We start from the raw sequence: 12,654 nt of genomic DNA, 5'->3' as shown, positions 1-12,654 counted from the left end.
TCATTACCCCTTTTTATTTTCTTTCTTATCTACGTTTAGTATATATGATAATTTTTCATTTTTCCCGTTTAACGTAAATAAATACCAAAGCTTATAGTTACCTTCGTTTGGAAAGTGATAAGTAAACCGATAGTCTGATTTATTTGCGTCAGGTACAGTCAATTGTTGGAAACTACTTCCGTCCATATTCATGATATAAAGATGTTGATTCGTAAACTCATGTTTTGTTGCACTAAAGTTAGTAAAATGAAAAGTAAGTTTTTCATTAACTTTAGGAGAAAGTGCGCCAAACAATAGTGAAGCTGTATAATTTGATTTTTTATTTGTTAAGATTGTTGAAGGGAAAATAGGGTCATTTTGATTATTTTCATTTTGATAGGTAAATGTAGATAGAGTAGTTCCTTCTAAAAACAAAGCTAGATTATAAGGAATATTTTTTTTAAAGTTATAATGAAAAGTATATTCATCATTCCCAATATATTCTGGTTGAATTATCGTAAATTTATCAGTTTTATTGGAAGTAATAAAAACCTTTATTTGATCACGTAATTCTTCATTTAATTGCTTTGAATTGATTTTTAAACTTTGATTATTTATTTTTGAACTAAGCTGCCACTTTACATCCTCAACTATATTTTTAGAAAATACTTGTTGATTTTGCTCTAGTTTCCCAGGAGTTAAGTGCATATATTTTGCGATAAAAACCAGTAGAATTAAACCAAGACATAGCACATAAATGTTATATTTTTTCATTTATTTCTCCCCTAACTTTTTTCTAATTTCGGTCTATTAAAAGTACAGTTTTTAAGTAAATATCCAAAATGTTGGTAAACAGTCCCTCTTAAAAATGGCTGTTTTCGTATACATTGTTTCTATTTCAGTATGTGTAAGTTGAATTCCACTCCAGGATGCTCGCTTTCCTTGGGGCGTGAGCTGAGCCTCCTCGTCGCATACGCTCCTGTGGGGTCTCAGCAGCCTTCCCCCATCTCCCACAGGAGTCGAGCACCCTTCCGTTCCATTCAACTACTGTCTTTTAAATTAGGAAAAACCTAAAAGCTACAATCTAAAAAAAAGAGCTTAAAAATAAAAGTACAACATTCCTTCTCTATTTCCTTTAAACAAATTTTTACAATATTTTGGGTTATTATTGAAAACTTTGTCGCTATATTTAATGAGAGACTTTGAATTCCGCTACAATCAACTTCTTTTTCATCAGTTTCATATAACAAAATCTATTTTAAAAGAGACTTATTTTTTAAATGTCTATTAATATGAGATAAAAAATAATAGTTTTCATCGTACATTTTCTTGTAAACTATTCTTTCCTATACATAATTTTCCATTTATATGAAAGCATAAGCTGTATGGAAGTAATCGTTTTTTTAGTGTATAGTTTAGGGAGTAATTTTTGGGAGGGTATGAAATGAGTATACATATTGCTGCAAAAGAAAATGAAATCGCTGACAAAATTTTATTACCAGGAGATCCACTTCGTGCAAAATATATTGCTGAAACTTTTCTAGAAGACGTTATTTGCTACAACGAAGTACGTGGTATGTTAGGTTTTACGGGAACTTATAAAGGAAAAAGAATATCTGTACAAGGGACTGGGATGGGTATTCCATCTATCGGTATTTATGTAAACGAATTAATTAATAGCTATGGTGTAAAAACATTAATTCGTATCGGTACTTGTGGAGCTATCCAAGAAGACGTTAAAGTAAGAGATGTAATTATTGCTATGACAACTTGTACTGATTCAAATATGAATCGTCTTACTTTCCCTGGATTTGATTTTTCACCTTGCGCAAATTTTGATTTATTAAAAAAGGCTTATGATGCTGCTGTAAACGCAGGTTTAAGTGTTAAAGTAGGTAACATTTTAACAGCCGATATATTTTACCGTGAGAACATGGATATGGTTAAAAAGCTTGCAGGGCATGGTGTTTTAGCAATTGAAATGGAAACTACTGCACTTTACACAATTGCTTCTAAACACAATGTTAAGGCTCTGTCTGTATTAACTGTAAGTGACCATGTATTCACTGGTGAAGAAACTTCTGCAGAAGAACGTCAAACGACATTTAATGATATGATCCGTATTGCATTAGATGCTGCGATTGCAGAATAAGTAAAAGAACTGTCCTTTATTAAAGGGCAGCTCTTTTGTCTAGTTACACAACTTCCGTCAAATTCATTTCACTAAAAATACGTTTCTCCTAATTTATTCTCCTTTTTTCATTCCTAGTCCCCTAGATCGGTGACTATTCTCATTCTTAAATAGCATCAAAGATTTGAAAACATCCATTTTTTATATTAATGTTATCAAACTATTTCACATTCAAGGTTACAGTTTGTACAATAGGAATATAGAAAATGATAGAAAGGTAATATATTATGAAGAAAAATCAGTTCATCCTAAGTTTTACTTGGATTGTCAGTATTGTCGCTACAATAAGTAGTTTATCTTTTTCAATAATCAATCATTGGGTACCGTGTTCTCTTTGTTGGTATCAAAGGATTTTTATGTATCCAATCGTATTTCTATTAGGAATTATGTTATACAAAAATAAGATTAAGGATCTAATTTATGTTTTACCTTTTTCTTTAATTGGTATGTGTATTTCTTTTTATCATATTTTAGTCCAAAAAGTTCCTTACTTTAAAGAGACGGTAATACAATGCGGACCAGTACCGTGTACAGGAGATTACTTAAATTTGTTCGGATGGATCACGATTCCAATGCTTGCATTTTTAGCATTTGTCATCATAACAATTAGTAGTATCTATTTACTTCGTCAAACAAAATAACTATCTTAGAACAAGCCAAGTTGCTCGGACAATGATGGCCCATGCTGAATTCCTAACAGTTTCATCAATTGAATCGCATTGTCCGCTGCATCTCCTCCAGAATTATTATTAAATAAAATACAAATTTCTTTTGTTTGTTCCTGGAGTTTCAATATATCTTTCGCCCATTTTTCCAATTCCTCTTGATTATACCGATATAGAAACCTTACTTTTCTCCAGTTTTCTTGTCCACTATTATTCCATCCGTAAACGTTTCGACCATGAAATCGAATTAATGTAACATCCTTATTAGTTGGATGTAATATAGTTGGAACTGATCCGATGCCAGCTTGAGGCTCATCACAAATCGTGTGAATCCACCCTTCTTTCTCCATAAATGCTAAAGTTTGATCAATGTATTGTGAGTAAAACCAAGTTCGGTTACGAAACTCTAGCATTACAGGATATTCATTCACTTCCTCTTTTAAAAAACGTAAATAATCCACATTTTCTCTTTTACATGAAAACCATGGTGGAAATTGAAATAGTATTCCTTTTATTTTTTCTGCCTCTTGGAGGGGATTGATTGAATGGATGAATGACTCAATCATCTTTTTTTGTTCACTTTTTGAGCGAAAACTATTTGAGTGTAATGTAATCCCATTATATGCTTTGATCACAAATGAAAAATCATTTGGAGTTTGGAGTGCCCATTTTTGGTAATTAGATGTTGGTAAAATACTATAATAAGAGGCATCCAGCTCTACGATAGGAAAATACGTACTATATATGCTTAATTTCCTTTTGGAAGAGGTTCGCTCTTTATATAAAATATCGTGATCTCCCCATCCAGTAACTCCTATTTTAATCATCCTTCCACCTCCTTTTTGTCCTTATTTTCCATTATTTTACAAAAATAGGACACTAAATTTAAAAATATTCCGTTTTTTCTGATATACTAATAATAAGATACGCTTTCAAAGAATTGGAGTTAAGAGCTAATGAGTAGTCTATCAACAAATGAACTTTTACAAAAAATTAAATCTCTCGAAGAAAAAGTACATCATTATGAATCTCTTCTCAAATCTTTTTCAATCAATACGAATGAAAATGATGACTTTCTATATAAAGATTTATTCGACCTAATACTGTTTACCGAAAACAGTAAATCAACTATTTTAGAAAAAGAAATCACATCTTCTCCTAATTATGCAAACTTTAAACAGATATTAAACAAATGGATCCTAACAATTTTAGACGCCACACCAATTCATATAACAATTATTGACCAATTCGGTTTAATAACTTTATATAATCAACAAACAGCTCTTGATTTTAAGATAAACAAAACTGAATTTATTGGCAAACATATTAGTGATTTACTACAAATTGACAATAGTCAAATTGAATTACTAAAAACCTTAGAAACAGGTAAGGAAGTACATAATAAGGAAATCCATGATGTAAATTACGGAATTATTAATACTCGTATACTTCGTAATTCGAAGGGAGAAATTATTAGAGTTGTAGGGTTGTTTCAATTTTTAAATGATGCTCGAAATGCAGAAAAACTTGTCATGACTGGTAGAATTGCTGCAGGAATTGCCCATGAAATTCGAAACCCACTAACTACCGTACGTGGCTATCTCCAGTTTCTCCAAGATAACGTATCAAATGAAATGAAACAATTATTCCATAATTTATTAATACCTGAGTTAGATCGCGCAAATGGAATTATAACTGATTTCTTATCAATTACAAAAAACGCACCCTATAAACCTGAACCTTTAAATATAAATCTTTTTTTCAAACAATATCTGTCTCAATTATTTAACAGTACGGCTATATTACGAAACATTCAAATTAGCTATGATTTATCTCCTAAATTGGATGACTTGATAGTTTATATTGATAAAAAACAATTAGTTCAAGTTTTTTTAAATTTGTTCCAAAACTCAGTTGAATCTACATCAAAAGACTCTTTATGTATCACACTATCGAGTCAATTGGTAGACAATGAAATCATTATCTTTTTTAAAGATAACGGTGAAGGAATTCCACATTCAATTTTACCTTTTGTATTTGATCCATTCTTTTCTACTAAAGATGAAGGAACAGGACTTGGTCTTCCACTTACACGGAAATTAATCCAAAACCATAAAGGTACAATTCAGGTAGAAAGTGATTCATCAGGTACGACTTTTACGGTTAGACTACCTGTCTTAACAAACGTTTATAATTTATAATTTAGTTTAGAAGTAAATTACAACGAAAAAGACCTTTGCTTTAGTTAGCAAAAGGTCCTTTTGTTGTGTGCGTGGGTTGATACAATTCATTTGGCAACTCTTTTATTGAAGTAATTACCATATCTAGCTTCTGTTCAATTCGATATAATAAATACAATGTCACAGCTATTGGAAAACCGACTTCTTTAATACACTGTAACCAAAATTCCATGATCAACACCCCCTTCACACATAATATACGAGAAGAAGTTGTTTTATCGTTAAACGGTTAAAATAATTTTTCCAGTTGATTTACGGCTCTCTAGTAATTCATGCGCTTTTTTGCCTTCCTCAAGTGAAAACATCGTAGGCGTTTGAATTGAAATTTGACCGTTTACTATCCAACTAAAGAGCTCAGTACTTCTTTTTCTACGTTCTTCCTTAGAAGTTAGAACATTCCAAAGATCCCCACCTGTTAATGTTTTAGAAGTATCCATTAACATTCGTGGATCGATATGAACAGGGTCTCCACCTGCCATACCATAGAACACAACCGTTCCATGAATTTTTGTACATTTGAAACTATCCATAATTGTAGACCCTACAGACTCATAAACGACATCTACGCCATTTTTATCACCTGTTGAAATGATTACTTTGTCTACCCAATTATCGGAATAAAGAAATACTTCATCTGCGCCGATTTTTAGTGCAGTATTTTTCTTCTCTTCAGAAGAAGTTAAACCGATAACTTTTCCACCCTTTAATTTAATCATTTGAGTTAAAAGTTGGCCAACACCACCTGCAACAGCATGTACAAGTGCTATGTCATTTTGTTTTATTTGAAAACTATCATTTACTAAATAATGAGCTGTTAAGCCTTGAAGCATAATTGATGCTGCTATCTCAAAAGAAAGTTCATCAGGGATTGGAACGACATGAGTTTCTTTTGCTGCCACATATTCAGCATTCGCAAAAGGCACATCAGCAAAAGCAACTCGATCACCAATCTTAAAATCTGTTACTGATTCTCCTATTTTTGAAACGATTCCAGAACCTTCATATCCAAGGATAAATGGAGGTTCACCGGCTAAATGGTAGTTTCCTTTTCGACGATAAATATCTGCAAAGTTTACTCCAACTGCTTTCATTTCGATTAATATTTCATCTTTTTGAATAGATGGTTTTTCTATTTCTTCCATATGTAAAACTTCTGAATTACCAAACTCTCTAAATACAAGTGCTTTCATGATGGCATTCTTCCTTTTCTTTATGACTTATTTAGGAGGCTGTTTTGTTTTTTGCTGTTTTCGTATAAATTGTTGCTATTTCAGTATGTGTAAGTTGATTGGAACGTAGGGATGCTCGCTTTCCTAGGGGCGTGAGCTGAGCTTCCTCGTCGCTATCGCTCCTGTGGGGTCTCAGCCTTCCCGCATCTCCCACAGGAGCCTGGGCACCCTTCCGTTCCAATCAACTTCTGCCTTTTATATTACATAACCTAAAAGCAACAATCTTTAAAAAAGCACCTTTAGAAAAGAATTTATGTTTTAAAGATTAGCTCTTTTAGACTTCATAGAACAGAGTCTAAAGATTAAAAATCAAATACGAAATCGTCGTCCGATAATTTTTCAATTGTTACTGCTTTTACGTAACCATTTCCTTTTACAGAGAAGAAATCATGGTTTTTTGTGTCTGTGTTTAACCCGTTTAAAACAATTGGATTAATATCTTCTTCATCAAAATATGGATCGAATCCTAAATTCATTAATGCTTTGTTAGCATTGTATCGGATAAATTTATTTACTTCATCCACTAAGCCAACCTCTTTATAGATTTCTTCTGTATATTGTAACTCAAAGTCATATAATTTTACTAATAAAGCCATTGTTTCTTTGAAAAGTTCCGCTCTTTTTTCTTCTGTAAAAGTAGCATAAATTTGTTGTGCAAGAATTCCTACATACACACCATGAATACTTTCATCGCGTAAAATTAAGTTTATGATTTCACCACTTGCTGTCATCTTACCTTGACCAGCCAAGTATAGAGGAAAAAAGAATCCACTATAAAATAAATAGCTTTCTAGGAATACACTTGCAACCATAGCCATGAATAGTTCTTCCTCGGTTACGTCTTTCTTTAATAAGTTCATGTAATAAGATGAGATCGTTTCTGCTTTTTTAGTTAAAACAGGATGTTCATCAACCCACTTGAATAATTCTTCAATTTCATCCTCTGTTGCTAGAGTCGTAAAGATATGTGAATAACTTTTCGCATGAATTTCTTCCATCGCACCCATAAACGCTAAAACACTTTTAGCTTGTAAGTTTTGAAGATGAATTAAAATAAGTGGCATTCCTTCGCCACCTTGCTTTGTATCAAGTAACGTTAATCCACCTAGTACTTTTTTAAATGTTTCTTGTTCACTTTTCGATAATTGATTCCATGCATTTTTATCTGAAGATACGACAATCTCTTCTTCTGTCCAGAATTGAGATAAATTTTGCTTCCAAAATATTAAACTAAAATCATCTTCTTTTTTATTCCAGTTAACAGCTTTCATTCCATTAGCCCCCTTGATTCAAAAACAAAGCTCGACTATATAGAAGGGACTTTACAGTATTCTATATTCGAGCTTTAGAAAGCCTGTATATCGATACATTGACTTTATTTATTCATCATTTAATTACAATATTATACTGAACAACTGATACACTCTTCTACACTTAATTTTCTTGTTCGAGTGTAGTACAAGCTTTTTAAACCTTTTTTATTTGCATAAATATAATAACGTGCAAGTTCTTTAGTTGAAATGTCACTGTTTACATATAAGATTGTACTAATTCCTTGATCTACATGAGCTTGAATTTCTGCAATCAAGTCAATGATCTTATATTGATTCATATCATATGCTGACTTATAAAACCAAAAATTTTGTTTAGATAAATATGGCATTGGATAGTATGTTGTTGAGTTAGCGTATGTACGTGATTCAACAACATTTACAATTGGCATAACTGAAGAAGTAGCATTCTGTATATAACTAATTGACTGAGTAGGAGCAATAGCAAGACGATAGCTATTATATAAACCATATGCTTGTACTTCTTTACTTAGTTTAACCCAGTCAAATTCGTTTGGTACATAAATTCCTTCAAATAATTGCTTAACCTTGTCCGTTATTGGTACAAATGATTGTTCAATGTATTTTTTAAAATATGTTCCTTTAGCGTAATCACTTTTCTCAAAGTCTTTAAAAGATATCCCGCGTTCTTTTGCAATTAACATACTTTTCTCAAGTGAATAAAAGTTCATCATCATAAAGAATGTTCTTACAAAATCTTTTGCTTCTTCACCTTCAAAAGAAATTCCATTTTTCGCTAAGTAACCGTGTAAGTTCATTGCGCCAAGTCCAACTGAGTGAAGTTCCTCATTTGCCTTTTTGACAGTAGGAGCATTTTCAATATTCGTCATATCAGAAACTGCTGTTAAAGCTTCAATACCCACATGTACTGATTCACGTATCTCTTTATTTTCCATAACATTTACAATATTTAAAGAACCTAAATTACAATTTACATCGCGACGGATATGATCTTCTGAACCATAATTGTTAATCTCAGAAGTTTCCTGTAATTGGAAGATTTCCGTACAAAGATTTGACATCTTGATTGATCCAATATCTTTTAGTGGATGTTGTTCGTTCGCATTACTTTTAAACATTAAGTATGGATATCCAGACTCTAATTGAATTGTAGCAATTTTTACAAGTAAATCACGAGCTGAGAGATCCAGCTTTTTCTTTTTCACACGATCATTTTTTACTAACTCATCATATTTTTCATCAATATCTATATCGTCTAAATGAACTCCATACTCTTTATAAACTGTATAAGGAGCAAATACATAAAATGGCTCATTTTTCTCAGCGATTTCGAAAAATTTATTTGGAACGATTAATCCAATTGATAGAGATGCAATACGGCTTTTCTCATCAGCATTAATCTTTTTTGTATCAAGGAATTCAATAACATCCCAATGGAAGATATTTAAGTAGGTTGCACCGGCACCTTTACGTTGTCCTAATTGATTAGCATAGGAAAAAGAGTCTTCTAATAGTTTCATGACAGGAACAACACCACTTGCTGCATTGTCAATCTCCTTAATTTGTTCTCCACGTGCACGGAGCTTTGATAAATTAAGTGCTACCCCACCACCAATTTTTGATAGCTGCATTGCTGTATTAATTTGGAATCCAATTGAGTTTAAGCTATCATCCATTTCGAGTAGGAAACATGAAACCATCTCACCTCTTCTACTTCTCCCTGCATTTAAGAAAGTCGGTGTAGCAGGCTGATAGTTTTGTTTGATCATCATATTAGCAAGAGACAGTGCTGTATTAATCTTACCTCTTCCTAAATAAAGAGCAACTATTACAACTCGATCTTCATAACTTTCAAGATATTTCTTTCCATCGTTCGTCTTTAGAGCATAATCTATATAAAATTTAGAAGCAGCCATATAAGACTGGAATGTAAACTTCGCATTATTTACTAAGTCATACATTTGCTCAATTTCTTCTAACGTATAATCTTTTAACACATCATAATAATAGTTTTCTTGAATCATGAATGTTATACGATCTTTTATTGAAGAAAAGTTAACTTTCTTATCTTCAATTTCTTTTAGAAAACATAGTAGTGCTTCTTGATCTTTTTCTAGATTAAAAAAGCCATCCTTTTTGATCATTAGTTCATTATTTAGTTCAATATGCTTCAAGCTTTTCCACTCCCTCTAGAAAATTTTTGACATCACGATTCGTACCTGCTAGCTCAAATTTTGATAATACGGGTACCTTATATTGGTTTGAAATTTTATCTGCACTAGCTGCAAAGAGATTTCCCCAATTTTTATTCCCACTAGCAGAAACTGCTTTTAAATGATGACTGTTATTTTCTAAAAATCTCTCTACGTTATCTGGTATATTACCAAACCCTGTTGTATAAGTAATAAGTACAAATGGCTCCTCTACTTCTAGTCCATCTTTAATTTGAATTGACGGTAAATTTACTTTATTAACAAAACGTTTCACATTTCCCGTCATAGAACTATAAACTATTACCATTTGAACACCTTCAGTCATTTTTAATAATTCGTTTTTTTCGATCCGAATCTAATTTACCTACATATTGTATTATCTTTTAGTCCATAACACAATATATAGTTTTAATTTTTATTTTCGAAAGTATTCGACAATTCTGAAATACCACTGCACAATAAGAAAAATTTATCAAAAAATGAAGTTTAGTGTCAATAAAGTGGAAAATATTTTTTTTGTCAATGCTTAAAAGGTTGCAAATCGAGGTTGCCCGATAATACTTTTTTATTTATAATAAACTCTTGTTTTCTAAGTCTTAAAAAGAGTGAAATCGACAACAATGTGATAGAATGAATGATATAAAAAGAAAAGTAATCTTCACCCCAGTACGAAGAATACTTATTAACCTACAAGATTAATTTTAAAGGAGTTTAGAAATGGAAAAAGTATTAGTTTTTGGTCATAAAAACCCAGATACAGACACAATCTGTTCTGCAATTGCATATTCAGAATTGAAAAAAAGCATCGGAGTTCAAGCTGAACCTGTTCGCCTAGGAGATCTTAATGGTGAAACGAAATTTGTTTTAGATCATTTCCAAGTAGAAGTACCTAGATTAGTACATACAGTTGCAAATGAAGTAAATGGCGTTATATTAGTCGATCATAATGAAAGTCAACAAAGTGTTGATGACATTGAGCAAGTAAGAGTATTAGAAGTAATTGACCATCACCGCATTGCAAACTTCCAAACAAGTGAACCATTATTTTATCGTGCAGAACCTGTTGGATGTACTGCAACAATTTTGAATAAACTATACAAAGAACATGGTGTTTCAATCAAAAAAGAAATTGCAGGTATAATGTTATCTGCTATTATCTCTGATACATTATTGTTTAAATCACCTACATGTACAGACCAAGATATCGCAGCAGCTCGTGAGTTAGCCCAAATTGCAGATGTTAATCTTGAGACATATGGATTAGATATGCTTAAAGCAGGAGCAGATTTAAGTGATAAAACAATTGAACAATTAATCTCATTGGATTCAAAAGAATTCCAAATGGGTAATTATAAAGTTGAAATTGCTCAAGTAAATGCAGTTGATACAAATGATGTATTAGTAAAACAAGGAGAATTAGAAAGTACTATTTCTAACTTAATTGCAGATAAGAACTTAGACTTATTCTTATTTGTTGTAACTGATATTTTAACAAACGATTCAATCGGCTTAGCTTTAGGAAGTGCAGCAAAAGCAGTAGAAAAAGCATATAACGTAACACTAACAAACAATACAGCTCCATTAAAAGGCGTTGTATCTCGTAAAAAACAAATTGTTCCAGTATTAACAGACTGCTTAACAACATTTGAAATTTAATTCGAAATGCGGAGGCAACTTGCTTATCTTCGAAAGGCGTTGGAGCAATAAGGAAATGAAGTGTGGGTTTCACTTCAATTCCTTATTGTGAAACGACCGAGGAGATAGTTGCCGTAGCTAGACAAAGCGAAATGTGGAGTAGGCTTGATTAACTCCGACAGACATTGGAGCGAAAACTAAAAGAAGGGTGATTTTTCCCTTCTTTTAGTTTTTGTGAAATGGCCGAGGAGTTAGCCTACGGAACTAGACACGACGAAATGCGGAGGCAACTTGCTTATCTCCTAAAGGCGTTGGAGCAATAATGAAATGAAGTGTGGGTTTCACTTCAATTCCTTATTGTGAAACGACCGAGGAGATAGTTGCCGTAGCTAGACAAAGCGAAATGTGGAGTAGGCTTGATTAACTCCGACAGACATTGGAGCGAAAACTAAAAGAAGGGTGATTTTTCCCTTCTTTTAGTTTTTGTGAAATGGCCGAGGAGTTAGCCTACGGAACTAGACACGACGAAATGCGGAGGCAACTTGCTTATCTCCTAAAGGCGTTGGAGCAATAATGAAATGAAGTGTGGGTTTCACTTCAATTCATTATTGTGAAACGACCGAGGAGATAGTTGCCTTAGCTAGACGAAGCGAAATGTGGAGAAGACTTGGTAGCTCCTCGGAACTAGACAATACTGAAATGCGGAGGCAACCTGCTTATCTCTGAAAGGCGTTGGAGCAATAAGGAAATGAAGTGCGGTTTTCACTTCAATTCATTATTGTGAAACGACCGAAGAGATGGTTGCTGCAGCTAGACAGAGCGAAATGTGGAGAAGACTTGATAGCTCCGAAAGACATTGGAAGCTAGATTCTAAACTAATTAATGTAAAAACAGATAGGATTATTCTATTAGTGTAAGTTAATAGAATAATCCTATCTGTTTTTTCTTCATATTATTTTTTAACTACGAGGCTCATCTAAATAAGTATAAATAGTATCTCCACCATGATGGGCAATTCCACGAAAATGTTTGAAATCCTCCCTTTTGACAAGCTCCGCTCTAAATATAAGAAAGTCCTCTTTTTTTATTAAAACTTCTTCTACATTTCTATTTGATAAATCTTGAAGAATTGAGTGAATTTGTTCTTGGTTCATTTTATATCCCCTTTTTTAAATAAATCATTTTATTA

Annotated in this window: 12 protein-coding genes; 4 read left to right on the top strand and 8 right to left on the bottom strand. The window is 32.5% G+C overall.

Going from position 1 to position 12,654, the window contains the following annotated elements:
- Positions 1 to 3 precede the first annotated feature (3 nt).
- Complete coding sequence (locus J5Y03_RS05810; RefSeq protein ID WP_209403495.1) at positions 4 to 753, bottom strand: hypothetical protein; 750 nt, start codon at positions 751 to 753, stop codon at positions 4 to 6.
- 670 nt (positions 754 to 1,423) lie between these two features.
- On the opposite strand from J5Y03_RS05810, the gene deoD reads away from it, so the two are divergent.
- On the top strand, positions 1,424 to 2,131 hold the full coding sequence (gene deoD / locus J5Y03_RS05805) for a purine-nucleoside phosphorylase (RefSeq protein WP_209403493.1): 708 nt from the start codon (positions 1,424 to 1,426) through the stop codon (positions 2,129 to 2,131).
- A gap of 266 nt (positions 2,132 to 2,397) precedes the next feature.
- Entirely contained in the window at positions 2,398 to 2,811 is a 414-nt protein-coding gene (locus J5Y03_RS05800; protein WP_209403490.1) for a disulfide oxidoreductase, read from the top strand.
- 5 nt (positions 2,812 to 2,816) lie between these two features.
- Here the strand turns inward: J5Y03_RS05800 and J5Y03_RS05795 are convergent, their stop codons facing one another.
- Positions 2,817 to 3,662 (bottom strand): DUF72 domain-containing protein, encoded by an 846-nt coding sequence (locus J5Y03_RS05795; RefSeq protein ID WP_209403488.1) that lies wholly within the window; start codon positions 3,660 to 3,662, stop codon positions 2,817 to 2,819.
- Between the two features lie 129 nt (positions 3,663 to 3,791).
- On the opposite strand from J5Y03_RS05795, the gene J5Y03_RS05790 reads away from it, so the two are divergent.
- On the top strand, positions 3,792 to 5,036 hold the full coding sequence (locus J5Y03_RS05790) for a two-component system sensor histidine kinase NtrB (protein WP_209403486.1): 1,245 nt from the start codon (positions 3,792 to 3,794) through the stop codon (positions 5,034 to 5,036).
- 40 nt (positions 5,037 to 5,076) lie between these two features.
- Here the strand turns inward: J5Y03_RS05790 and J5Y03_RS05785 are convergent, their stop codons facing one another.
- From J5Y03_RS05785 to nrdI, 5 genes are all read right to left on the bottom strand, one after another.
- Positions 5,077 to 5,247 (bottom strand): YvrJ family protein, encoded by a 171-nt coding sequence (locus J5Y03_RS05785; RefSeq protein ID WP_209403484.1) that lies wholly within the window; start codon positions 5,245 to 5,247, stop codon positions 5,077 to 5,079.
- A gap of 49 nt (positions 5,248 to 5,296) precedes the next feature.
- Positions 5,297 to 6,265 carry a quinone oxidoreductase family protein gene (locus J5Y03_RS05780; RefSeq protein WP_209403482.1) on the bottom strand — a complete coding sequence of 323 codons (969 nt, stop codon included), beginning with the start codon at positions 6,263 to 6,265 and terminating at the stop codon, positions 5,297 to 5,299.
- A 341-nt stretch (positions 6,266 to 6,606) separates the two neighbouring features.
- Positions 6,607 to 7,575: a class 1b ribonucleoside-diphosphate reductase subunit beta gene (gene nrdF / locus J5Y03_RS05775; protein WP_209403480.1), complete on the bottom strand. Its 969-nt coding sequence runs from the start codon at positions 7,573 to 7,575 to the stop codon at positions 6,607 to 6,609.
- Between the two features lie 131 nt (positions 7,576 to 7,706).
- Positions 7,707 to 9,791: a class 1b ribonucleoside-diphosphate reductase subunit alpha gene (nrdE, locus tag J5Y03_RS05770; protein WP_209403478.1), complete on the bottom strand. Its 2,085-nt coding sequence runs from the start codon at positions 9,789 to 9,791 to the stop codon at positions 7,707 to 7,709.
- On the bottom strand, positions 9,778 to 10,137 hold the full coding sequence (nrdI, locus tag J5Y03_RS05765) for a class Ib ribonucleoside-diphosphate reductase assembly flavoprotein NrdI (RefSeq protein ID WP_209403476.1): 360 nt from the start codon (positions 10,135 to 10,137) through the stop codon (positions 9,778 to 9,780). Before nrdI ends, nrdE begins: the two co-directional genes overlap by 14 nt.
- A 410-nt stretch (positions 10,138 to 10,547) precedes the next feature.
- On the opposite strand from nrdI, the gene J5Y03_RS05760 reads away from it, so the two are divergent.
- Positions 10,548 to 11,486 (top strand): manganese-dependent inorganic pyrophosphatase, encoded by a 939-nt coding sequence (locus J5Y03_RS05760; RefSeq protein ID WP_209403474.1) that lies wholly within the window; start codon positions 10,548 to 10,550, stop codon positions 11,484 to 11,486.
- Between the two features lie 938 nt (positions 11,487 to 12,424).
- Here J5Y03_RS05760 and J5Y03_RS05755 read toward each other — a convergent pair.
- Positions 12,425 to 12,619 (bottom strand): hypothetical protein, encoded by a 195-nt coding sequence (locus J5Y03_RS05755; protein WP_209403471.1) that lies wholly within the window; start codon positions 12,617 to 12,619, stop codon positions 12,425 to 12,427.
- Between the last annotated feature and the right edge of the window lie 35 nt (positions 12,620 to 12,654).

The sequence above is a fragment of the Gottfriedia endophytica genome (assembly GCF_017814275.1).
In the GTDB taxonomy this organism is placed as follows: Bacteria; Bacillota; Bacilli; order Bacillales; family Bacillaceae_G; genus Gottfriedia; species Gottfriedia endophytica.
The sequence above is the reverse complement of the archived record's forward strand: the minus strand, read 5'-3'. Positions and strand labels throughout refer to the sequence as shown.